The sequence below is a fragment of the Pelagibius sp. Alg239-R121 genome (assembly GCF_947331435.1).
Classification (GTDB): Bacteria; Pseudomonadota; Alphaproteobacteria; order Kiloniellales; family Kiloniellaceae; genus Denitrobaculum.
This window is the reverse complement of the sequence record NZ_CAMZOF010000007.1, coordinates 89,621-111,667: the sequence shown is the minus strand read 5'-3', so window position 1 is coordinate 111,667 and position 22,047 is coordinate 89,621. Positions and strand designations below refer to the sequence as shown.

At 59.5% G+C, this 22,047-nt stretch carries 21 protein-coding genes; 3 read left to right on the top strand and 18 right to left on the bottom strand.

Annotated elements, in window-relative coordinates; translation table 11 throughout:
- Positions 1 to 52: 52 nt before the first annotated feature.
- Entirely contained in the window at positions 53 to 1,018 is a 966-nt protein-coding gene (locus tag QMZ18_RS22290; RefSeq protein ID WP_282608568.1) for a dihydrodipicolinate synthase family protein, read from the bottom strand.
- Between the two features lie 220 nt (positions 1,019 to 1,238).
- On the opposite strand from QMZ18_RS22290, the gene QMZ18_RS22285 reads away from it, so the two are divergent.
- A complete protein-coding gene (locus tag QMZ18_RS22285; RefSeq protein ID WP_282608567.1) occupies positions 1,239 to 2,291 on the top strand; it encodes a GlxA family transcriptional regulator in 1,053 nt (350 codons plus the stop codon).
- Positions 2,292 to 2,302: 11 nt separating this feature from the next.
- On the opposite strand, the gene QMZ18_RS22280 is transcribed toward QMZ18_RS22285, so the two are convergent.
- Both QMZ18_RS22280 and QMZ18_RS22275 read right to left on the bottom strand, forming a co-directional pair.
- Positions 2,303 to 3,415, bottom strand: coding sequence for a YeeE/YedE family protein (locus tag QMZ18_RS22280; RefSeq protein WP_282608566.1), 1,113 nt, complete (start codon positions 3,413 to 3,415; stop codon positions 2,303 to 2,305).
- 29 nt (positions 3,416 to 3,444) lie between these two features.
- A complete protein-coding gene (locus QMZ18_RS22275; RefSeq protein ID WP_282608565.1) occupies positions 3,445 to 4,062 on the bottom strand; it encodes a thioredoxin family protein in 618 nt (205 codons plus the stop codon).
- Positions 4,063 to 4,257: 195 nt separating this feature from the next.
- On the opposite strand from QMZ18_RS22275, the gene QMZ18_RS22270 reads away from it, so the two are divergent.
- Positions 4,258 to 5,226: an MBL fold metallo-hydrolase gene (locus QMZ18_RS22270; protein ID WP_282608564.1), complete on the top strand. Its 969-nt coding sequence runs from the start codon at positions 4,258 to 4,260 to the stop codon at positions 5,224 to 5,226.
- Between the two features lie 27 nt (positions 5,227 to 5,253).
- Here the strand turns inward: QMZ18_RS22270 and QMZ18_RS22265 are convergent, their stop codons facing one another.
- The 10 genes from QMZ18_RS22265 to QMZ18_RS22220 all read right to left on the bottom strand — a co-directional run bounded on the left by QMZ18_RS22265 (position 5,254) and on the right by QMZ18_RS22220 (position 14,240).
- On the bottom strand, positions 5,254 to 6,174 hold the full coding sequence (locus QMZ18_RS22265) for an alpha/beta hydrolase (RefSeq protein ID WP_282608563.1): 921 nt from the start codon (positions 6,172 to 6,174) through the stop codon (positions 5,254 to 5,256).
- A 36-nt stretch (positions 6,175 to 6,210) separates the two neighbouring features.
- Positions 6,211 to 6,870, bottom strand: coding sequence for a c-type cytochrome (locus QMZ18_RS22260; protein WP_282608562.1), 660 nt, complete (start codon positions 6,868 to 6,870; stop codon positions 6,211 to 6,213).
- Positions 6,854 to 8,137: a sulfite dehydrogenase gene (gene soxC / locus QMZ18_RS22255; protein ID WP_282608561.1), complete on the bottom strand. Its 1,284-nt coding sequence runs from the start codon at positions 8,135 to 8,137 to the stop codon at positions 6,854 to 6,856. Before soxC ends, QMZ18_RS22260 begins: the two co-directional genes overlap by 17 nt.
- 114 nt (positions 8,138 to 8,251) lie before the next feature.
- A complete protein-coding gene (soxB, locus tag QMZ18_RS22250) occupies positions 8,252 to 9,940 on the bottom strand; it encodes a thiosulfohydrolase SoxB (RefSeq protein WP_282608560.1) in 1,689 nt (562 codons plus the stop codon).
- Positions 9,941 to 10,085: 145 nt separating this feature from the next.
- The gene (soxA, locus tag QMZ18_RS22245) at positions 10,086 to 10,940 is read right to left on the bottom strand and encodes a sulfur oxidation c-type cytochrome SoxA (RefSeq protein WP_282608559.1); all 855 of its coding nucleotides are present in this window, start codon (positions 10,938 to 10,940) and stop codon (positions 10,086 to 10,088) included.
- A 57-nt stretch (positions 10,941 to 10,997) separates the two neighbouring features.
- On the bottom strand, positions 10,998 to 11,324 hold the full coding sequence (gene soxZ / locus QMZ18_RS22240; protein ID WP_282608558.1) for a thiosulfate oxidation carrier complex protein SoxZ: 327 nt from the start codon (positions 11,322 to 11,324) through the stop codon (positions 10,998 to 11,000).
- A 25-nt stretch (positions 11,325 to 11,349) separates the two neighbouring features.
- Positions 11,350 to 11,802, bottom strand: coding sequence for a thiosulfate oxidation carrier protein SoxY (gene soxY / locus QMZ18_RS22235; RefSeq protein ID WP_282608557.1), 453 nt, complete (start codon positions 11,800 to 11,802; stop codon positions 11,350 to 11,352).
- 68 nt (positions 11,803 to 11,870) lie between these two features.
- Positions 11,871 to 12,356 (bottom strand): sulfur oxidation c-type cytochrome SoxX, encoded by a 486-nt coding sequence (gene soxX / locus QMZ18_RS22230; RefSeq protein WP_282608556.1) that lies wholly within the window; start codon positions 12,354 to 12,356, stop codon positions 11,871 to 11,873.
- 184 nt (positions 12,357 to 12,540) lie between these two features.
- A complete protein-coding gene (locus QMZ18_RS22225) occupies positions 12,541 to 13,275 on the bottom strand; it encodes a cytochrome c biogenesis CcdA family protein (protein WP_282608555.1) in 735 nt (244 codons plus the stop codon).
- A gap of 77 nt (positions 13,276 to 13,352) precedes the next feature.
- Entirely contained in the window at positions 13,353 to 14,240 is an 888-nt protein-coding gene (locus tag QMZ18_RS22220; RefSeq protein WP_282608554.1) for a DMT family transporter, read from the bottom strand.
- Between the two features lie 268 nt (positions 14,241 to 14,508).
- Here QMZ18_RS22220 and QMZ18_RS22215 point away from each other — a divergent pair, with 268 nt between their 5' ends.
- Positions 14,509 to 14,886, top strand: a complete 378-nt coding sequence (locus tag QMZ18_RS22215; RefSeq protein ID WP_282608553.1) for a hypothetical protein — start codon at positions 14,509 to 14,511, stop codon at positions 14,884 to 14,886.
- Positions 14,887 to 14,900: 14 nt separating this feature from the next.
- Here QMZ18_RS22215 and QMZ18_RS22210 read toward each other — a convergent pair whose 3' ends face one another.
- Genes QMZ18_RS22210 through QMZ18_RS22190 form a run of 5 tightly spaced genes read right to left on the bottom strand, consistent with a single transcriptional unit; the run spans position 14,901 to position 21,977 of the window.
- Positions 14,901 to 16,283: an aspartate aminotransferase family protein gene (locus tag QMZ18_RS22210; RefSeq protein ID WP_282608552.1), complete on the bottom strand. Its 1,383-nt coding sequence runs from the start codon at positions 16,281 to 16,283 to the stop codon at positions 14,901 to 14,903.
- Positions 16,195 to 17,298 carry a mandelate racemase/muconate lactonizing enzyme family protein gene (locus tag QMZ18_RS22205; RefSeq protein ID WP_282608551.1) on the bottom strand — a complete coding sequence of 368 codons (1,104 nt, stop codon included), beginning with the start codon at positions 17,296 to 17,298 and terminating at the stop codon, positions 16,195 to 16,197. The genes QMZ18_RS22210 and QMZ18_RS22205 overlap by 89 nt, the downstream gene beginning before the upstream one ends.
- Position 17,299: 1 nt before the next feature.
- Positions 17,300 to 18,409: a mandelate racemase/muconate lactonizing enzyme family protein gene (locus QMZ18_RS22200; protein WP_282608550.1), complete on the bottom strand. Its 1,110-nt coding sequence runs from the start codon at positions 18,407 to 18,409 to the stop codon at positions 17,300 to 17,302.
- Positions 18,410 to 18,414: 5 nt separating this feature from the next.
- Entirely contained in the window at positions 18,415 to 19,524 is a 1,110-nt protein-coding gene (locus tag QMZ18_RS22195) for an alcohol dehydrogenase family protein (protein WP_282608549.1), read from the bottom strand.
- Positions 19,524 to 21,977, bottom strand: a complete 2,454-nt coding sequence (locus tag QMZ18_RS22190; RefSeq protein ID WP_282608548.1) for an FAD-dependent oxidoreductase — start codon at positions 21,975 to 21,977, stop codon at positions 19,524 to 19,526. Before QMZ18_RS22190 ends, QMZ18_RS22195 begins: the two co-directional genes overlap by 1 nt.
- Between the last annotated feature and the right edge of the window lie 70 nt (positions 21,978 to 22,047).

The window sequence follows — 22,047 nt, the reverse complement described above, 5'->3', positions numbered from 1 at the left end:
CTGCCGGAAGTCGGGATGGCCTGTTCCCACTTCCAGTTCGCTTCCTTGGCGGTTACGCCGCCGCCATCAGGCGCGGCACGCCGATCTGCTTCATCATTGCCAGCGTCTCTGTCCGATAGAGCTCCCGAATGTCCCGGGTTGGCGGTCGGCAGCGGCTGGACGGAAGACCCACCAACTCCATGCAGAGCTTGTCGAGGTAACCGTCACCGCTGGTGTAGTTCTGCTCAATCGAGAGCCAAAGCTTATAAAATGGCATGGCCTCATTTATGAGCATCCGCGCGATTTCGGGATAGTTACCGGCCCGCACCTCGTCGATCAGCTTGATTCCCCACTCCGGCCAAAAGTTACAGTTGTGCACTTCGAAGGCACGGGCACCGAGCGTCGGCATGGCGCTGTAGGGAAAAAGCAGATTGTTGTCGATGATGGTGAAGCGGTTTGAAAAGTGCGAGGTCACATCCTCGAACTCCATGGCATCCGAACGCGGCGTCGCCCACTTGAGGCCGACAATGCTGGGAATCTCCGCCAGGCGTTCAACCATTTCGAAGGAGATATTCTGGCTGGTCCAGAAGGTGTTGTAGATGATGATACCGATGTCCGGCTCCGCCTCTGCCGCCGCACGCACAAAGGCTTCAAAATCGCCCTCGGTGTGAGTGAAGTAAAACGGGCAGGAAACCTGAATAAACTGTGCCCCAAGCTCCTTCGCGGCGCGGGCGAGCCGCTTAAGTTCGAGCGTGCTCGTCGTCTGCGCGCCCATCGCGACGGGCACTCTGCCCCCGACCTCGTCAACTACGACAGACGCCACCTGAAGCCGTTCGTCGAAACTCATGGTCGAAAAGTCGCCCGCGGCACCGCCTGCCAGAAAGGTCGCGTAGTCCGCTGTCAAACCGGCGTCGAGCAGGAATCTTACATGTGTGCGGATAGCAGCCTCGTCGACAGGAAAGTCCGGACCATCCTGAAAGGCCGTGGGGATGGTGACATAACAGCCCTCGAGTGCGGACTTCAGTTGTTCTGGATTCACTTTCTACCTCGCTGCCACACCGCAGAACTTCCCTGTTTCCCGCCGGATGGACAGCGGAATTGGGCCGCTTCCGCGGCATAGAAATATCGGATCTAAATGCTGAGGACTGCGCTTGGGCCGTCCTTGATGCTGTCATAGTCTTGCATTGGAACAGCAACATAAATTGATTTTTTAAGCCATAATATATATAATTTCAGCCAGACTGCGCAGGTATTTACCTATGGACTCGCTCGAAGCGTCAAATTCCGGAGCCCCACCGCGATTCAATTTCCTGCTCCAGCCGGAGTTTCCACTCAATGCTCTGATCCTCGCCAGCGACGCCTTGCGGATTGCTAACCAGAACTCCGGGCGTCAGCTCTTCGACTGGTCGTTCATTTCGGAATCAGGTGAGCCTGTCCGTGCAAGCAACGGCATGTGGTTCGACGTCGATTCCGCGATTCAGGACATGCCCGTGGCCGACGTTTATCTGCTATTCGAAGGCAATCTGCCGACCCAGCGCAATTCGCAACGCCTCCTTGGACACCTCAGAGCCGCGGCACGCTTTGGCGCGATAGTCGGCGGTGTTGATACCGGCGCCTTCGCCCTGGCCCAGGCCGGCCTGGTGGGTGGTAGCGGGAACAACGAACTCGTGCTGCATTGGGAGGCCGTTCCCGCCTTTCAGGAGCGCTTCCCCACAGCCACCCTGAAAAACCAGATCTATCTGATCAATGACAATCAGGTACATTGCGCAGGTGGGGTCGCAACGCTCGACATGGTTCTGGATCTTATCGCCCGCTTTAACGGCGACGCCCTGGCAAATGAGGTCGCCAATGCCCTGGTACACAGCCGCCGCGAACCGATGGCGCAACAGCGCGACGACGGACAACTGGAATCGGAACAGAATTCGCCATCGGAGCGGATTGTTTCCCTGATGGAACGGAACCTCGATTTCCCACTTGGGCTCAACGAGCTCGCAAGCGAGCTTGGGCTTTCCCAGCGCTCACTCTCACGCCTTTGCAAGCGTACATTCGGAGAATCGCCAATGCGGCTCTACCTCCATGTCCGCCTGCAGGCCGCTCGCAATTTCCTCTTCTACGAAGAGTTCTCCATCAAGGACGTCGCCATTGCCTGCGGTTTTTCCTACCCGGCCGTCTTCTCCCGCGTCTTCAAGGCCCAGTTCGGACAGACTCCCAGAGCGTTCCGCGCAGCGCTACGCGAAAGCCAAAGCCTCGCCATGCGCCCGGAGATCCGCCGTCTGATATCAGCGCCGACTGCAGGAAGCCGGTTTGCGTGAAATCATCGTGCTCACCGCGGCGCAATCCGACGCGTGAGCTCGAAGGACGCGAGTGCCTCGCGCAGACTTCCTGTAATGAGATAATGAAGGCCAAAGCTCGCACCGGCAAAAATCGACGCCAGGGCGAGCGGCGCCGAGAGCGAGAGGGTGGCCATGCCGGAGATCCCCTGCCCGACGGTGCAACCCAGCGCCGTAACGCCGCCGACGCCCATCAGGCAGGCACCGATCAGATAGCGGCGCATCTCACGGGCGTCATCGAAGGCCTCTAAACGTAGCTCCCGCTTTTTGGCGGCCACGAGAAAAGCCCCCAGGATCGTTCCCGGCACGACGCCAATCCCGAAGTTGGCTGTCGCGCCGGTAAAGGTAATCAGATAAACGATCGCTTCGCCCGGCGGCAGAACATAGGTCAGGGATTCGATCTGCTGGGGATCGAAAGGATCCTGCCCCCAAATACCCGTTGCGGCAAAGCCGGCAGCCACGGCGAGACCGATCAGGCTGCCCGCAAGAACATCGGTAGGGGATGCGCGAAAGGCCGCATCACGAAAACACCAGAACAGAATAGCGCCGACGACGACCAGGCAACACCAAAAGCTCGCCGTTGCCTGAGAGGTTTCCAAGGACCAGGCAACAAGGTGGAAGAGCCCCTGTCCTCCGATCGCGCTCAGATCGAGACTGAGCGGTTCGATGACCGCTTCGCGCAACACACCTGTCAAGCCGCGGGCGGTCATGTAGGCGCTTAACCCAATGATCAGAGTGACCACGAAAGCGCGCAGGTCGCCGCCGCCGAGCCGAATCAGAGAGCCGTAACCACAGGTGCCGATCAGGGCCATACCAAAGCCGAACAGCAGTCCACCCACTATCGCCCCGGCCCAGCCGAAATCCGCCGAGAGATAAAAGCTCTCCTCGATGGGAACGATCCCAAAAACGTTGAGCAGTTGGACGACGGCCATTGCAACGGCAATCGCCAAACCCCAGGCCCGCACCCGCCGCGAGTCCTCCATCAGCACCCGGTCTTCGATCGCACCGAAGGTGCAAAAGCGCGCCGACCGCGCTACGGCACCGACAATAACGCCGATGGCCAGGCCGCAAATCGCCAGGAGCGTCGGGGTCGGCAGGCTATCCATGCAACAAGGTTACACCCCGCGACCGGCAATCACCAGACATCGGCCGTACCGCCCTCCGCTTCGATCCGCGCGAATTTATCCTGGAGATAGCGCTGAAAGGACTGGTCGGCGTAGCGCCCGTCCCGGACATATTCGAACATCGACAAAAAGTGGAACGGCTTAAAATAGCCGGGCATGCGTGCGACCTCGGCTTCGCGGCCGTTCTTACCCGCAACGGCGCCGGAATCCCTGGGAAAGAAAGAGATCGTCGGCGTGAAGTTGATTTGCCACTTGCGGGCGAGCGCACGCTCCTCCAACTCCTCGCCGTCGAAATCCGTGACCGCCCGGCTGCCCCAGAGATCGAGCTGAAGCACTTCGAAATTTTCCTTGAGATAGCGCACCAGCGTGGGGCGCATCAGGTTGACGGCATGTAGTTCCCGGCAATAGGGGCAGCCGGCCTGTTCCCACAACACCGCAAAGTGCTTGCCGCCGCTTTCCGCATCGCCCAGATCTTCCTGAAGGTCCAGAAAAGACTGGAGAAACCAGTCCTGGCTGTGCAGGCCGTTGTCCGCGAGTTCCGGCTCTGCTGCGGCCAAAGCCTGGCCTGGTCCGGCCCCAAGCCCGACAGCCGCCAAAGATCCAATGAGCACTGCTCTTCGATCCAACATCACGACATCCCTCCCCGGCTCGTGTTTTGTGTTCCTTGAGCCTTATTACATTCAATATTTTATATATATAACCACGCCCCGACAACCGGTAACTGCGGTTCTCTGAGCTTGTGGATTTCCAGAGGCGGAAATCCAACACTTGTATATTCAATTTTCTGAATATAATGTTTTGCCAAACAATCCGGGGTGAACTCAATGCGTCCTATCGGTTTCGCGGCAGTTGCTAAATTTCTTCTTCCGGCTCTCCTCTTTACGGCGCCCGCCACCTTCGCCAGTGAAGACATTCCCGATCAGTATCCACAGTCCCTGCTCTACGCCAAACCCGTCGAAATCATCCCCGGCGTCTGGTCTGCAATCGGCGCAACGGCGCCGCCGGGCTACGAAAACTCGGGCCACAACAATAATCTTTCCTTCATCGTGACCGGCGATGGTGTCGTGGTGATCAACGGCAGCGCCGCCTACCTGCTGGCCAAGGCGCTCCACGATGAAATCAAGGTCGTCACCGATCAGCCGGTCAAACTGGTGGTCAACGAGAACGGCCAGGGCCACGCCATGCTCGGCAATTCCTATTGGGCCGAGATAGGCGTTCCCATCCTCGCTCACGTCGAGGCTGCCGAGGAATTCGACGACCGTAGCGCACAGATCCTCGCCACCATGCAGCGCTACAACAAAGAGAAAGCCGACAAGACGACCCTGCAAGGCCCCAGCGAAACCTTTGAAGATGAAAAGCTGATCGAGATGGGTCGCTTCAAGATTGAGATTCGGAACCTTGGCCCGGCACATTCGCCGGGCGACATCGCGGTCTGGCTGCCCGAACAGAAACTGGTGATCGCCGGTGACATGGCCTTCCACGAGCGCATGCTGCCGATCTTCGACGACACCGACACCGCCGCCTGGCTGGAGAGCTGGGAAAACTTCGAGGCCCTGGGCGCGCACTATGTCATTCCCGGCCACGGCCATCCCACCAACATGGATCAGGTCCGCCGCTACACCAAAGACTATCTGGTTTATCTGCGAGGCAAGATCCAGGAGCATCTGGATAACGGCGGCGAACTGGACAAGGCCTATTACGTCGACCAGAGCCCTTATGCGCACCTGGACACCTACGAGCAACTGGCCACGCGGAATGCGGGACGGGTGTTCGAGCAGATGGAATTTGAATAGACACAGTCAGTTTGTTTCGGCCGAAAGCTATTCCGTAACAAACTCAACCACCAGATCTGCGGCGTCTTCGGCGTAAAAATCCAAAAAGAAATGATCGGCGTCCTCGACGACTTCGAGGCGAATCTTTTCGCCGTCGGCAATTGGCCCGATCTGCGCAGGCACCTGGGGCACTACCTCGTCGAGGGAACCTGCGATTACAAGAACCGGCATCTTGATTTTCCGGACAAGCCCGGCCGTGTCCCGCCGCGGCTCAACCGCGTAGTTCGAGACGAAACTCACCGCCGCAACTTCGGTCTTCCCACAGTAGATAAATCCGGGCACGGAAAGAAGCTGATCGCCCTTTCCCGCGGCGAGCAATTTTTCCGCTTCTCCCATAACGGGTGACAGCTGGGCACCATATCGCTTGGCGTAGTTGGCCTCGACGGCTTCCGGACCGGTCCACATGGCGGGCGCCAGGAGAACGGCCTTGGCCACGCCGTCTCCCGCCGCTGCTGCGGCAAACCAGGCCACCTGATTGCCACCACGGCTGTGCCCCATCAGCGTGACCGGTCCCGTCCCCTCGGATTTCAGCCAGTCGATCCAGGCAGCGAGCTCATTCTGCGCGTCTTCGTAGCGGTACCTGTGCGGTGTACCGCAGTCGTACATGCCCCGGCGACTGTCGATGGCGTGGGAGAGTGTCGGTGCGAGGCTGGCCACACCGCGCTCGGCCAAGGCGACCTGCAGCGTCTCGATCAGCTCCATGTCCTTGTGCGCCAAGGTACCATGCAGCAGCAGAACGGCGCCATCGCTGAGACTGCCATCATCAGGCATGACCAGATCGCCGAGCAGCGTAAGCCCGTCATGTTTCAGTTCGACCTCACGTGTCTCTTGTGCAAATGAAGAGGACGGCATAGCGGTCGCAAATCCCGCCAAAGCGAGGGCACAAGCGAAAAGATTCGATAACCTCATGGCGCGACTCCCCGGGACTAATTGGGTGGATAAGGTTTAGTCGAGCGCAGAGCCGGCGCTCTCGTCTTCCGGCGTCACGTCGATGATGCGGGCGCGGGCCGTGATCTCCACCTCGGCCTTGCAATCGGTCATGCAGGGTTCCTGCTGTGCCACCTTGGCCGTATCAGGGCGGGCATCCTCGACGAAATTCGCTTCGTTGGGCAGGCGAACCTCGGTGAAGTTGGCTTTCGAAAGTTCGAATTCCTCATCCTCGACGATGTCGTTCAGATAGAGCAGATAGGCAACGACCGCGTAGGTCTCGTCCGGCGTCAGCGATTGGGCATCACCGAAAGGCATGGCCCGGTTGACGTAGTCGTACACTGTTGAGAGATAGGGCCAATAGGAGCCGATGGTTTTCACCGGATCTTCCGTTGCCAGGGTTTCGAAACCGCCGGCCAGTACCGGCCAACGCCCCGTGCCCTCACCGAACTCGCCGTGACAATTTGCACAGCGTTCCTGAAAGACCTCCTCGCCTTCGGTCACAGTCCCACGGCCTTCAGGCAGGCCCTGCCCGTCGGGCCGCACGTCGATGTCCCAGGCGGCAATTTCCTCTGCCGTAGCCGGGCGGCCCAGCCCGAGAGACTCGGCCTGCGCAGACAGCGCAACTGGCGCGGACAGGATCAACGCAACGGCAAGAATTTTAACTGATCTCAACATTCTCGACCTCGCCGTTCTCGCGGATGTGCCAGGTCTGGATCCCGTTGTTGTGGTAGATCGAGTTGGTTCCGCGCACTGCTCGAAGCTCGTCCTTGGTGGGTTGCACGTAGCCGGTGGAATCGATCGCCCGCGATTGGACCAGCAAGGGTTCGCCGTTCCAGTCGAATTCGTAATAGAAGCGATGCACAGCCTTATCGAAGCTGGGTCCGTCAATCCGTGCATTGCGCCAGTTCTTGCCGCCGTCCAGAGTGACATCCACTCGATCTACCGTGCCGCGCCCCGACCAGGCAAGTCCGCTCAGGATATTATGGCCCTTGTGCAACAGCGGCGCCTGCGGGCTTGGATTGGTGACGATCGACTTGCAGTCCATGGCCCAGGTAAAGCGCCGGGACTGGCCGTTTTCCAGCAGATCGGTGTATTTCGACGTCTCTTCACGGGCATGCCAGGGTTGATCGCCGACTTCAATCCGGCGCAGCCACTTGACCCACATGTTCCCTTCCCACCCGGGCACCACCAGGCGCAGGGGATAGCCTTGTTCTGGCCGCAGCGCTTCGCCATTCATCTTGAAGGCAACAAGGCAGTCGTCGAGCGCTTTTTCCAGGGGGATAGAACGGTTCATGGCCGAAGCGTCTCCGCCCTCCGGCATGATCCATTTGGCGTTGGTCTTCAGCCCTGCTTCTTCCAGGATGAACTTCAGTGGCACACCGGTGTACATCACACAGTGGATCATACCGTGGGTGAACTGACAGCCGTTGAGCTGCGCCCCGCGCCACTCCATGCCCGAGTTCGCCGCGCATTCCAGAAAGTAGAGTTTGTTGGTGCGCGGGAAGCGTTTTATGTCATCCATGGTGAAGATGAGGGGCTTGTCGACCAGTCCATTGATCATCAACCGGAAGTCACTGGGATCGACCTCTGCGATCCCGCCGTGATGGCGTTCAAAGCACAGACCATTCGGTGTGATAATGCCGTCGAGTTCGTGAAGCGGCGTAAAATTGACCGAGCTCTCGGTCGAAGCGGTCAGCCAGGCGACGTTGCGCCGGACCACATGCTCTTCGAATTCCGAAGGCATGCCGTAGGGCCGTGCGTCAACGCCCTCGCCAAGATAGCGGGACCAGTCGGCAACATTGGGCGGCAGGTTTTCCGGGTCGCTCTCCGCAGCCGCAGGCCGGACCAGCCCGGCCGTCGCCAGCGTTCCACCGACCGCGGCCGCACCTGATAGAAATCCGCGGCGCGTTGTCCGGCCTTTTGCCTTCCCCGACTCACTCATAACGCTTCCTCTGACAGCAGCATTCTTCTGCAGGAATAATATTCGTTTTTTTGAATATGTAAAGTCGAGCCATGACAGGCGACTCTGATTCCAACTGTAATTTGTGGATTGGCCTCAGACACCGACGACCTTCACCGCATCGTTTGGTGCCACGGAAACGGCCTTATGCTTGGTGACGTAGGACTCCACCACATCCCAGATCGGCGGCCCTTCGGTTCCCTCGTTCACACTCGCCCAGCCGGTGACGGCATAGCTCTTGACCGGATCGATCGGCGCGCCGCTGGAGAGTAATGTCATGTTGGAAATGCGGCTGCCGATGCTCTCGGTCGGATCGATGGTGTAGCCGAAGCCGCCGACGCGGACCATGTCCCCGCCCTGCTGGTAGTAGGGATCGGGATTGAAGAGATTGTCGGCCACGTCCTCCATAACGGTCTTCAGGAACGCGCCCGTCATCTCGGTCCGATAGGCCGCCGGATAGGTGATGGAGGTCGCATTATGAACGTCTTCCATCGTGATCTCCTGGCCCGGCAGAAGGGACGCCCCCCAACGGAAACCAGGCGACAATGCGATCTCGGCGTCGCGCTCTTCCAGCAAAGCCTGACAGATCAGATCATCGAAGGTGCCGTTGAAATTGCCGCGGCGGAAAAGCAGCGAATCCGTTGTCCCCACCACCTTTTCCAGAAGCGCTTTATGGGGTGCCCGGATGTCTTCGACGAGCGCCGTCATTTCCGGGTCCGGTGCAATCACATCGGAAAAGACCGGCATCAACTTGTATCGAAAGCCCTTCAGTTCACCATCGCGTACGTCCAGATCCAGACGAGACAGAAACTTTCCATGCGACCCGCTGGCAACCAGGACCGTCTTACCGACCATGACCACTTCCGGCAGGGCGTCGTGCGTATGCCCGGTGAGGATCACGTCGATCCCCTTTACGCGGCTGGCAAGCTTCCGGTCAACATCGAAGCCGTTATGAGACAACAGCACCACCAGATCCGCCCCTGCAGCACGCACCTCTTCGACCCGTTCCTGGATGGCCTCTTCGCGGATACCGAACGACCAGGTCGGCACCTTGTAGCGGGGATTGGCTACCGGGGTATAGGGGAACGCCTGACCGATCACGGCGATCTTGGCCCCGCCCCGCTCGAACGTGCTGACACCCTCGAAAACGGATTCTTCCCATTCTGTGTCGCGCACGTTGTTCGCCAGGAAGGGAAACTCGATCATCTCGATCAGCTCCTCCACCCGGTCGCTGCCGTAGGTGAACTCCCAATGGGCGGTCATGGCATCGGTGCCCAGCGCGTTCATCACGCGCACCATGTCCCCGCCCTGAGATTCATGAGAGGTGTAGGAGCCCTGCCAGGTGTCTCCGCCGTCAAAGAAGAGAGTCTGATTCGGGCGCTCGGCCCGTACCGCCTTGATCAGCGTTGCCAGACGGTCGATACCACCGACCTTGCCATAGGCCTGTGCCAGCGCGCCAAAGTCCTGATCGGTCAGCGCATAAGCCGACGCGCTGCCACCCGAAAGGCCGTATTTTTTCAGAAAAGCTTCGCCGGTCACGTGCGGCGGTAATCCCTGCGCTTCACCAACGCCGATGTTGACGCTGGGCTCGCGAAAATAGACCGGCACGAGCTGGGCGTGAATATCTGTGATATGCAGCAGGGTCACATTGCCCAGAGGCTCGAATGCCAGGAGGTCGTCCTGAGTCAGTTTCTGCTGCGCCGCAGCCCGCGCCCAGGGAATGCCCGCACCCCAGACAGCTCCGGCCGCTAGACTGACCTGCAGAAAATCGCGCCTCGACAACATCCTTGTTCTCCTCCGGCAAAGCTGACGCCACCGCTCCGCCGAAGCAATCTGGCGCGCGCTGCCCTTGCAACCAAAATCAAATTGTTTTCAGGACTGCGCAGAAACGGGTGGCGCTCCTGCACACCACCCGTTCTCCGCATTCGTTCTACTGCCTCACGGCAGGTGCCTCGACCGGGAGCCCTTGCCCCCGCCAGGCAGTATAGAGTTCGAGTGCCAGGAACTCGTCGGACCCGACCTTATAAGGTGTCGCCCGGATGTTCTTCATACAGCCTTTGAAACGGCGGTGGAGCGAACCGATTTTCTGCCACTTGAAGCGATAGGTCGGAAAGCCGTTGGTCTGCCCCTGACTGAGCCGGTCGGCTCGGATCTGCTGACCGTAATAACCTTCGTGACAGGACGAGCAGGCCATATCCAGTTGGCCGACCCGGGTGTAGTAGATGTCCTTGCCCTTTTCGAACCAGGGCTTCATCGGGCCGTCGGTCTGAACCGCCACCGGCTCGCCGCGCGACTGATTCCGGACGTAGGCCGTCATGGCCAAGAGTTGCGTCGACTCCCACTTCCAGGCATCTGCTTCCATGCGCTCGGTACGGCAGTGATTGATCTGCTGCTCCAGGTTCACCGGCTTGCCCAGAGCTTCGTTCCACTTGGGCATATTCGCGCCCGCGGTGGCCATGGTCTCGGACGCATCGTCATGACAGCTCGAACAGGACTTGTTCGCGGCGCCTTCGACAGTCGACCAGAGTTCCTCACCCTGCTCGACCCAGAGAAACGCCGGATTTTCGAAGTCGTCTTCCTGAAGTGCCTGGGTTTCCGGCGAACGGAAGTGCCAGCCCGACAGAATCTCGTCGAGCGGATGATCTTTGGATGTCGGCGCGACCTTCACCGTCTCAATGCCTTCAGGCAAAGCCAGCGCTTCACCACCGGCCAGCAAGCCCGGCACCAGCAGGGCAGCAAAGGCAACCCCAAGCGCAGAAACCGTCGCTTTGTTCTTCAGTTCCATCTCATTCCTCCCCGTGCAGTTCCGCGATTGTTTTTGTTTGTCGCGGTAGAGCAGGTCTTATCCGACCTTTAGTTTTTGTTTTTTCGTGTAGACCGAGCCGTCATCATCATTCCAGATGAACTCGAACTCGCCCGGCTCGTCGACCCGCATCTTGAATTGCAGATAGGGGTTCGCCGAAATCGCCGGCTCGATATCCACCTCGAAGACCACCTCGCCGTTAAACTTGGCAGTAAAGTGGTTGATGATGCTGCGGGGAATCACGTTGCCCTGCTTATCCTTGCGCTGGCCCGATTCCATCTTGTGCGAGATCAGGGTCTTGATCGTGATCACCTCGCCCTTGGATGCAGACTTGGGCGCCTTCACGCGCGGCTTTGATTTTGCCATCGCTATAGTCTCCTTAACTCTTCGCTCAGCCGCCGCAGCCGCCGATCGTGACCTTGACCGTTGACTTCGTCATGTGGAACGAACCATCCGAAAGCTCGGCAACGGCTACGACATTCTGGGTGGTGGCGAGACGCATCCGCGTGGAAGCCTCCGCGACACCGCTTCTGGCAGTGAAGTGGAAGGTGGCAACTCCTGGATTTGGGTTCTTCTCCGCCAGCAGAATGACCCGTTTGACGTAGTTGTCCGCCGTCATGGGGCTGTCCACGGAAACCGAAAGCGGCACGGTGTTGCCGTTCTCAGCAATCTCCGGCACTTCCAGTTTGATGATCGCACTTTCGGCCGCCTCGGCGCCGCCGGTGAACTTCTTGATGTCTTCGTTCACTTCTTCGATCGACGCAGTGGCCGGCAGGGGTAACAGGGTGATGGCCACCAGCCCCGAACCCAGCGCAAGCGCTTGTCGACGTGACATTTCCTTCATAGTTTTTCTCCTAACAACCGGTGGCCCTTGGATCCGATGTGGCGTGCCGGTTCAACGCAGATTTCGATCTATTCGCCAAGCGTCTTCAGATAGGCGACCACATCCTCGACCTGCTCGGCCGAGAGGATGGTCTTATCCTTGAACGACTTCGCGATGCGGTGCCCAAAGTTGGCACGATAAAAGCTCGGCATGATCGTCTCGCCGCCGAACACCGCTTTGGAGTTTACCAGGATGGCGCGCAGCTGGCCTTCCGAATAGCGGCCGGCAACGCCGTCCAGCGAGGGGCCGATTTCACCATGAAAGGCTTCGCTCGCCATATCGCTGTTTTCGTGACAAGCCAGACAATTGCCGGCCTTGCGTCCCTTGAACCATTTTTTGCCGGCTTCGACATTGCCGGCAGCCCCGGTCAGCGATGCGTCGATCTTATGATCGACGATCTTGACATCCTGGGGCGCAATCGGCGCGGCAACGGCACCGGCCGCAAACCCGATCGATACGGCCAAAGCCCCGAGGCTAGCAAAAAGCTTGAGTCCTGTTGTGTGTCTGCTTTGCACAGCGTCCACCTCTCCCTGTCAGTTTGATCGGGCGCTTAGGTCTCGTCGGGTTGTCCCGCTCGCCTTGGCCCATTCGTTCTTTTTTCAACCGCGCTACTTCGCGACAGGTTGATAATGACCAGACATCGCTTCTTAAATCAAGAAACATATTGCAATATTTGAATGCGATGAGATTTAGACAGCTTTAACCGCTGCTGCCCAAACCCGGAAAAGTCTCCAATAACCAATAGGCTATCCAATTCATTGAACCCGTCATGATCAGAACACCGGTCAGGACCAGCAGCAGCCCACTGATCTTCTCGACCAATCCCAGATGACGCCGGAATCGGGACATCAGCTGCACGAATTGGCTGGCAAACAGGGCCGCCAGCAGGAAAGGCACGCCGATTCCCAGTGAGTAGACGGACAGAAGGCTTGCTCCTTGGACGACCGTATCCTCACTGCCGGCGATGAAGAGAATGGCCGCCAGCACCGGACCGACGCAGGGCGTCCAACCAAACGCAAAGGTCAGGCCGATGACAAAGGCACCAATCAGTCCCACCGGCTTACGCTCCAGGTGAAGCCGCGCCTCGCGGTACAGGAATGCAATGCGAAAGAGCCCCAGGAAATGGAGCCCCATTACGATAATCACCGCCCCCGCAAGGTAGCTGAGGACATCGACGTAGCTCGCAAAAAGCTGACCGATGGCGCTGGCACTCGCGCCCAAAGCCACGAACACGACAGAAAACCCGAGAACAAAAGCCAGCGCCGACCGCGCTGCACGGCCGGCAATCCCCTGTCCGCTGCCGTCCGCCAATTCTTCGTAGGACACACCTGAGATAAAACAGATGTAGGGCGGGACCAGCGGAAGGACGCACGGCGAGAGAAACGAGAGCAGGCCGGCAACAAAGGCTCCACCAAAGGTGACGTCGAAGCTCACGAAGATCGGTCTCCAATTCCATCACGGGGCCCGATTGCCATCATTCCGCCAACTGCGAAAACCGGCAGGACCCTGGGTTAACTTCTTTCCACAACCGCGGTCGCCCGCGATGCGTCCCGCCTTGTGGCGAGCAACGATCCCAGGCCGGATAAAACGATAATTGTGAGGCCGAGGAGCGAATAGATATCGGGCCAGTCACCAAACACCAGAATGCCCAGGAGCGTCGCCGAAATAAGCTGTGTGTAGACCAGTGGCGCAATCAGACTGGCTTCCGCTTTGCGATGTGCGATCACAAGCAGGTAATTGCCCAGGGTGGAACCGAAGGCGCTTCCCGCGATCAGCAGAGATACAGTGACATCGAGTTGCGGCAGTTCCGCAGATAGCGCTGCAGGCGTGAGAAGGATTGAACCGACCAGCAGCTGCGAGAACAAAAGCAAGCGCGGTCTGTAATCGCCCGCCGTCATCTTGGTTGTTACGAGATATGCCCCATAGCATACCCCGGCAACCAGTGCGAAGACGATGCCGGGTGTCACGCCGAAGCCGGGTTTAACAACCAGCATGACGCCAATAAACCCGAACCCGAGCAAAAATCCCCTGGTCTGCGAAGGTTTTTCACCAAGAAAGAGGATTGCCAAAAGATAAGACACGACCGGGCCGATAAAGAATGCACCGAAGACGTTGGCAATGGGTTCGGTCTTCAGCGCAGTCAGGATTGAGCAGATTCCGCCTGCAATAAAGGCTGCGCGCAGAAGAACTCTCCAATCCTTGAGACAAGACAGCTCTCCCAGCTTCAAACCACTGAAAGGCAGAAAGAAGACAGCCGCCAGCGCAAATCTCGTCCAGGCAATGATAAAAGGATCGACGCCGTCCGCCGTCAGCAATTTGCCGGCAGTGTCCCCCAACACAACAAAGGTCACCGCGGCGAACACAATCGAGATCACACGAAACAAATCTGAAGCCGACATAGGAGAAACAACCCGGTCATAAAGGGGAACAGGCGGATACATTATGCAGGTTTCCAACACAAGACCATGACCGGCACAAATGGTTTCCCGTTGCTTTCTATGATACTCTTTTGACTTCGAATCTGATGGACAGTCCTGATGGCTCAGAAGGCATGTTCTGATCGTCTGACGCACCTCGACCAGTATTCACTGGCACTCGCCTTCATATTCCATTTATCATATGTTTTATGATATGCATAGAAAACAGAAAGCCACAAGGATCGGCGGAATGAGGCTCCTTCAGGCACTTTGCTTGAGCTTCGCAGCTCTTTTTCTGATGCCAGCTGCTCCAGCAGGTGCGGCGCAATTGATCATGTTCGAGCAGGCCGGCTGCGAATGGTGCGAGGTCTGGGACGAGGAAATCTCTGAGATCTATCCCAAGACAACAGAAGGCAAGCGAGCCCCGCTGCGCCGTGTCGACCTTCACGCCACGCGGCCGGAAGACCTGCGCGACGTAAAAGCCGTGCGCTTCACCCCGACCTTTGTTCTGGTCGACGAGGGCCGCGAAATCGGACGCATCCAAGGTTACCCGGGCGAAGATTTTTTCTGGGGTCTCCTCGCCGAGCTCATCGACCGCCTGCCGAAAGAACAGGCCGCGGTAAAGTAAATGTGGCTGGTTCCTTAGGAGTCGTGAATGTGTTTTGCCGCATAGGCGATGGCATCCACGGTCTGCGAAATATCTTCATCGGTGAGCGCGAGCGAGGGATAGATCTTGCCGTCCGGTTTGAAGATGCCTTTTTGCCGCAACAGCTTGTTGAAGTTCTTCCCCAGGCTTGCCTCGCCACGTAACACACCGCGATAGCCGGTGATCTTGTCAGACGCGAAAACCACATCGAAAAGCACGGGGTCTCCCACAATCTGATGTTCGACACCCACCGCCGACAAGTGCTCGGCGAGCGCCGCCATGATGGCTTTGCCGTGCGCTCTCAAGCGATCGTAACTGCCCGGACGCCGGAGAATTTCCATGGTCTTCAAGCCCGCCGCAGAGGCAACTGGATTGCCGCTCAGTGTTCCGATCTGAAGCGTGAAGCCATCCTCCCCCACTTTAGCCTTGTCGAAGTGGGCCATGACCTCGGCCTTACCGGCGATGGCGGCCAGGGGAAGCCCGCCACCGATGATCTTGCCGAGGCTGCAGAGATCCGGCGTAACGCCGTAGAGTTCCTGCGCGCCACCGTAAGCCAGACGGAAACCGGTCACTACCTCGTCGAAGATCAGGAGGATGCCGTGCTTTTCGGTTTCCTCGCGCAGGGCCTCCAGAAAACCCGGCTCCGGCGGAATTAGCCGCTGCAAGGGTTCGGCGATCACCGCTGCAATCTCTCCGGCGTGTTCCGCGAGAAGCTGCCGGATAAACTCAATGTCGTTGAAGGGCGCGATCAGCATATGGTCCCGCACTGAATCGGGAATCCCCGCCGAATCGGGCACGGCCATGGGAAAGTTCGCCAGCCGCGTGGGCGCTAGGCTCATCAGAGCTTCCGCCGACATTCCGTGGTAGCCGCCCTCAAACTTCACGATCTTATCACGACCGGTATGAGCGCGCGCCAGGCGCATGGCGTACATATCCGCTTCGCCGCCGGTGCTGACAAAACGCACCTGGTCGGCGCAAGCAACCGCGCTGCAGATTTCCTCCGCCAGTTCGATGCCACGGGCATTGTTGGCAAAAAAGGTCATGCCCTTGGCGAGCTGTTCCTGCACCGCCTCGAGCACCTCGGGATGGCCATGTCCCAGCAGCATGGGGCCTGAGCCGATCAGATAATCGATATACTCGTTGCCATCCTCGTCCCAGACCCGCGAGCCGCGGCCTTCACGGATGACGATGCCCGGTTCGAAATTCCCAAAACCGCCTCCGGGCAGCACTTTTTGCGCACGGGTGATCCAGTCCTGCTGGGAAATATGGGCGTCCATGGGCGTGTTCCTCTTAATCAAAAACCCGGCAAGGTTCGCCGAGCGCATCCAGTTCGGGCGCGACACCGAGACCCAGCCCGTCCGGCGGCGCAATCCGGCCATTCTTCCTCACCGGCGCCGCCGGGTCCAGGCGCGGCGATACATAACCGGAAAGATCACAGACGTTGAGAACGGCATCCGGCGGGGTTGCGGCTGCGAGATGCAGGGCGGCCGCCGTGCAGATATCCGAACCCCAGGTATCCTCGATACAGAGCTTCGCGCCGAGATGCAGGCAGAGGTCCCGGGCGCGCCTCAACGCGCTCAGGCCGCCGAACTTGGAGAGCTTGAGCGCGACCGCATCCATACAGCCGAGCGCATGGGCTTTTAGCAGCGATTCTGTATCATGCGCGTTCTCGTCGATCTTCATGGGCAGGCCTGTCGCCGCCCGCACCGAGGCGCAATCCTCGAGCGTCGCGCAGGGTTGTTCCAACATGATGTCGAGATCCGCCACGGCCCGACCGACCCGTGTAGCCTCCAGGCGCTTGGCGCCGCAATTCCAATCACCATAGACCAGCGGCCCCGACCCGACCGCCTCACGCACCAGCCGCAGCCGGGCGACATCTGCCTGCCAATCCTTGTCGGCGCCCAGTTTCACTTGAAACTGTTTGATCCCAGTCCCCCGGGCTTCCTGCGCGATTTCCGCCATAACCTCAGGTTCGACGCAGGTGATCGAATGATAGAGTGGCAGGTCCTCCGCTTGCCGCCCGCCGAGAAGACGGTAGAGCGGCAGCTCTGCGGCCTTGGCGGTGAGATCCCAGAGTGCGATATCGATCGCGGACTTGGCGTAGGGATGCCCCTGTAAATGAGCATCCAGGCGTGTCATCAACGCTTCAGGACCGATGGGATCGGCACCCAACAACACCGGCGCCATTTCCTCGATTGCCGGTTCCACGCCACGCGCATAGGCCGGAAGGTAATGCGGGATCGGACAGACTTCCCCCCAGCCACTCAAACCCGAATCGCAGTCCAGGCGAACCACAACGGTCTCGATCGTCGCGCAGGCTTTGCCCGCCGCCATGTAGTAGGTCTCGTGGCTGGTCAGGGGCACGCGCCAGAGCGTGACACGAGTGATCTTCATGTCACGCCTCGTAAATCGCCACCGGCATGCCCAATAGATCGGGATCGGGCACAACGCCAAGCCCCGGAGCAACGGGCAGCGTGACAAAGCCATCCTGATTCCGTACGCCCTGACCGGGCACCGGATCGACGGCCAGATGATCATGGCAGAGCCAGCTCGCCAGTCGGTGTTCGTCGGGAGTCGAGGCCGCCAGATGAAGCGCAGCCGTATCGGCCAGTGCCGAGCCGCCGACGTCCTCGATGTGCATCTGCCAGCCGACCGAAATTCCGAAGTCTCTAATCTGCCGCGCTTTTGTGAGACCGCCAACCCGGTTCGGCTTCACCTTCACGCCCTCGCAGGCGCCGCGTCTCCAGGCTTCTAGATGGTTCTGAAAGGTCTGAAGGCATTCATCCAGCATGATCGGTTGGGGAACACGTTTGGCGACTTGGGCGCAGAGATCGAGGGTTTCGCAGGGCTGTTCGATCCAATCGCGTGCCGCGACAGAGTTCAGAACCTGAATGGCGACACCAGGCGTCCAGGCGCGGTTAACGTCGAAGGTCAGCTTTTCCACCGCCGGGAGAGCCGCAGAGATGGCCTCGATCCGGGCGATGTCCGCATGGGTATCACTGCCGCCGATCTTAGCGGAATGAGTACGATATCCCTTGGCGCTCGCTTTTTGGATGAGGCTTATCATCTCCTCGGGCGTGCCGGTCGAGATCGAGGAATTGACCGCGACCGGCGCGGCCTTCTGCGCGCCCATCAGCCGCCAGAGCGGCATGCCCGCGGCTTTGCCGAGAAGATCCCAACAGGCCACATCCAGCGCTGATTTGACGTACAAATGCCCCGGCAAAGTGATGTCCATCAGGCGATTGATGTGATCGAGCGCGCAGGGATCTTCGCCAAGCAACACCGGGGCCAGAATTTCCAGCCCGGCTCGGATACCCCGGCCGTGCGCCGGCAGGTAGGTCTCGCCCCAGGGACAGCCTTCTCCCCAACCGGAAAGACCTTGGTCAGTATCAAGGCGGACGAAGGTGGAATCCAGCTCTTCGAATTTCAGCCGCCCGCCCGAGAGCCAATAGGGCGCGGAAAGCGGGAGGTCCATCTGCCAGACGGTGATGCGCGTGATCTTCACGGCATTTACTCCAAGGTCACGACGATATTGCCGGTGTGCCTCTTGTCGATGAAAGCCTGTTGGGCCTCGACGAGCTTTTCCAGGGGATAACTAGCCGCCAGCAGCGGTTTGATTTCACCGCGCGCGATGTAACCGACCAGATCGGCGAAGACACCAGGCGGGACGACGGTGGCGCCGGTAAAGGTAAGGTCACGCAGATAGAAGGTGCGCAGATCCATGGTCACCATCGGTCCAGCAATAGCACCCGCACAGGTGTAGCGCCCGCCGCGCGCCAGAGCATCAATCAGGGCCGGCCAGCCTTCGCCGCCGACCACATCCGCGACCACCGTGACGCTTTCGCTTCCGATCGCCTTTTTCAACGCCGCCTTCAAATTTTCCGGCGCACGCGGCAACAAGGCATCGGCGCCCACGGCTTTAACAGAGTCCCACTTGGCTTCACTGGCCATAGCGATCGCGGTCGCACCCCGGCGTTTCGCGAGCTGGATGAGCGCGGAGCCGACGCCACCGGACGCCCCGGGAATCAGCACACTATCGCCCTGCCCCACCCGGGCCCGGTTCAGCATATTCTCCGCAGTCACATATGACGTCGCAAATGTTGCCAGCTCTGCATGACTCAGATTGCTCTCGACCGGATGCACGTTGCGCTGATCGGCCTTGGTAAACTCGGCAAAGCCGCCATCGCACTCCGAGCCGAAATAACCGCATTTGTCCTTGTTCAGGGGATCGACCCAATCCCGCAGCCAGACGTCGATAAGAACCCGCTTGCCGATCAGGCCGGCATCCGCGCCCTCGCCGGCGGCAACAACCGTGCCTGCCGCATCGGCGCCCTGAATGCGTGGAAAGGTGATCGCCGCCCCGCCCCAGGTCGCATCTTCCTCTTCGGCGGTTTCGAAAGCGCCACCGGTCGTCTCGTCGGTGACGCTCTTGGAGTACCAGGCCGTGCGGGTGTTGACATCAGTGTTGTTGAGGCCGCAGGCCTGCACCTTGATGAGCAGCTCTCCAGGGCCGGGCTGCGGTGTCGGCCAGTCCTCGCGGTAAACCAGCTTGTCGAAACCACCGTGGCCGGTCAGCACGACTGCGCGCATGGTTTCGGGAATTTGGGAACTGTCGGCCATCAGGCATCGCTCCGTGGCAGGAGGTTTTCCGGGTCGTAGGCCGCCGTCCCGAGCACCCGCGCCTTGCGGGCTTCGCCCATGATCACCACCTCGAGGTCCGTTTCCGTGTCGGCGGCTTCCGGCTTTACGTAAGCAAAGGCCAGAATGCTGCCGACCGAATGTCCGTAGGCGACGGAACTGGTCGTGCCCACGACCGCGCCATTCAACAAGACCGCCTCGCCACCGTGTCCGTCAGTCCGGTCGTCCGCTTCGATGGCCAGATAGGCACAGACCCACGGCAGAGCACTTCCGAGACTCACTTCCGTCTCAGCTTTACCCAGGAAGTCCTTGTCCAACTTCACAAAACGCATCACGTCAGCCTCTGGCAGGGTCACTTCGTTGGTCAGCTCGCTTGCCCCCTTGAAGCCCTTCTCCATGCGCAGGACATTCATGGCGAAGGAACCATAGTCAGCTATGCCGTGCGCTTCGCCCGCAGCCCAGAGAGCGTCGTAGACGGCCAGCATGTCTTCACGCGGACCATGAATCTCCCATCCCAACTCACCGGCATAAGACATTCTGAAGGCCCACATTTCTTTGCCTGCGATTTCGATCTCCCGGGCGCAGAGCCAACGGAAATTCGCATTGTTGAGCAGTGCCGGGGTGGCAGCCGCGAGCACATCACGGGATCTCGGCCCCTGGATCGTGATGGCCGCCCAATCGTCGGAACGTTTGATGATTTCCACCGTCTCGCCATCGCGCTGCTGCGCCAGATGATCGAGCAGGCGTTGTTCGAAAAAGGCCGCGCAGACCAGATAGAAACGATCCTCCACCAGACGCACGACGGTCAGTTCGATTTCAATGCGCCCGCGCCGGTTCAACAGGTGCGTCAGCGCAATCCCGCCAACTTTCTTCGGCAATCGGTTGGGCACCAGGCGATCGAGGAAGCTCTCAGCCTCAGGCCCCGATACCTCGACCTTCGTGAAGGCGGAAATATCCATAATTCCAACAGCTTCACGCACGACCTTCACCTCGGCCGCCACCATGTCGTGAACTACATTCCGGCGGAAGGAGTAGTGGTCTTCCTGCGCCGTACTCTCGCGCGCAAACCAGCGCGGACGTTCATGTCCATAGACCTCCTCATAGACCGCACCCTTTGCCTTAAGACGCTCGTAGAGTGGACTGGGTTTGACCGGCCGGCCCGCGAGGCGGTTGAAGTGCGGAAAGGGAATCTCGTGACGCAGACAGTAATCTTCCTCCGCCTTGATCACCTGCCAGTCCTTGTCGGCGTAATCGCCGAAACGGCGCGGATCGAACTCCCGCATGGAGATATCCGCGGCCCCGTGAACCATCCAGCGGGCCAGTTCGCGGGTCAGGCCCGGACCCCAGCCAATTCCGATCTGGGTGCCGCAGCAGCACCAGTAGTTCTTCACACCCGGCGCGGGACCGATCAGCGGATTGCCGTCCGGCGGATGGGAGATCGCGCCATGCACTTCGCGCTTGATCCCTAGCTCGGTGAAGATCGGCATGCGGTCGATGGCATTTTCCAGCCATGGCATGACCCGGTCGTAGTCCGCCTCGAAGAGTTCGTTCTCGGCCTCCCAGGGGCATTCGTCGAGCCAGACGGCGTTGGGGTTTTCTTTTTCGTAGATCCCGATCAGGCCTGACTTCTGCTCCATGCGGATGTAGCCGGAAACCAGTTTGTCATCGCGGATCACCGGCAGCTCCCTTTTCAGTTCCAGGAACTGGGGCACGGTGTCGGTCACGAAGTAGTGGTGGGTCATGGAGGTCATGGGGAGTTGGAGCCCGCTCCATTCGCCCATCTGGCGGGCATAGGTTCCGCCGGCGTTCACAACATGCTCGCAGGTGACGTCGCCCAGCTCTGTAGTGACTTTCCACTCGCCGCTCGGGAGTTGCTTGATATCGGTGGTCCGGCAGCGGCGGACGATCTTCACGCCCTGCTGCCGCGCACCGGTGGCCAGCGCCTGAGTGATGCCGGAGGGATCGGCATGGCCGTCGTCCGGCGTATGAAGCGCGCCCTGAACGCCCTCCAGGTTATAGAAGGGATGCAGTTCCCGGATACGTTCCGGACCGACCAGCTCAATGTTGAAGCCCAGTGCCCGGCCCACGCTTAGGGTATGACGCAGCCAGTCCATCTCATCGTCGCTGTAGGCAAGCCGGAAGGAACCGCAACCGTGCCAGGTCACCGATTGGCCGGTCTCCTGCTCCAGCTTTCCGGCATAGAGTCCGATGTTGTAGTCGACGCAGCGCCCGAGGCCGAAGCTGGAGGTGGAGTGGGTGATCTGCCCTGCCGCGTGCCAGGTGGAGCCCGAGGTCAGTTCTGCCTTTTCCAGCAACAGGATATCGCGCCAGCCTTCATGTGCCAGATGATAGGCCAGGCCGCAGCCCATGATGCCTCCGCCGACGATCACCACGCGGGCCGTAGACGGCAAATTCGAGGATTGATCTGACGGCACGCTGACTGTTCCCTGACCTGACAAAAAGACGCGAATTTCGATAGACAGGCTAAATGTATATTTGTACCAT

Bases quoted from the DNA above. Each gene is read 5' to 3' on its own strand.
- soxZ (WP_282608558.1), bottom strand. From the start codon at position 11,324: ATGGCAAAATCAAAGCCGCGCGTGAAGGCGCCCAAGTCTGCATCCAAG.
- QMZ18_RS22215 (WP_282608553.1), top strand. From the start codon at position 14,509: ATGAGGCTCCTTCAGGCACTTTGCTTGAGCTTCGCAGCTCTTTTTCTG.
- QMZ18_RS22265 (WP_282608563.1), bottom strand. From the start codon at position 6,174: ATGAGGTTATCGAATCTTTTCGCTTGTGCCCTCGCTTTGGCGGGATTT.
- soxB (WP_282608560.1), bottom strand. From the start codon at position 9,940: ATGTTGTCGAGGCGCGATTTTCTGCAGGTCAGTCTAGCGGCCGGAGCT.
- QMZ18_RS22285 (WP_282608567.1), top strand. From the start codon at position 1,239: ATGGACTCGCTCGAAGCGTCAAATTCCGGAGCCCCACCGCGATTCAAT.
- QMZ18_RS22195 (WP_282608549.1), bottom strand. From the start codon at position 19,524: ATGGCCGACAGTTCCCAAATTCCCGAAACCATGCGCGCAGTCGTGCTG.
- QMZ18_RS22210 (WP_282608552.1), bottom strand. From the start codon at position 16,283: ATGGCCGGATTGCGCCGCCGGACGGGCTGGGTCTCGGTGTCGCGCCCG.
- QMZ18_RS22280 (WP_282608566.1), bottom strand. From the start codon at position 3,415: ATGGATAGCCTGCCGACCCCGACGCTCCTGGCGATTTGCGGCCTGGCC.
- soxY (WP_282608557.1), bottom strand. From the start codon at position 11,802: ATGAAGGAAATGTCACGTCGACAAGCGCTTGCGCTGGGTTCGGGGCTG.
- soxC (WP_282608561.1), bottom strand. From the start codon at position 8,137: ATGAGTGAGTCGGGGAAGGCAAAAGGCCGGACAACGCGCCGCGGATTT.
- QMZ18_RS22275 (WP_282608565.1), bottom strand. From the start codon at position 4,062: ATGTTGGATCGAAGAGCAGTGCTCATTGGATCTTTGGCGGCTGTCGGG.
- QMZ18_RS22220 (WP_282608554.1), bottom strand. From the start codon at position 14,240: ATGTCGGCTTCAGATTTGTTTCGTGTGATCTCGATTGTGTTCGCCGCG.
- QMZ18_RS22270 (WP_282608564.1), top strand. From the start codon at position 4,258: ATGCGTCCTATCGGTTTCGCGGCAGTTGCTAAATTTCTTCTTCCGGCT.
- QMZ18_RS22260 (WP_282608562.1), bottom strand. From the start codon at position 6,870: ATGTTGAGATCAGTTAAAATTCTTGCCGTTGCGTTGATCCTGTCCGCG.
- soxA (WP_282608559.1), bottom strand. From the start codon at position 10,940: ATGGAACTGAAGAACAAAGCGACGGTTTCTGCGCTTGGGGTTGCCTTT.
- QMZ18_RS22205 (WP_282608551.1), bottom strand. From the start codon at position 17,298: ATGAAGATCACTCGTGTCACGCTCTGGCGCGTGCCCCTGACCAGCCAC.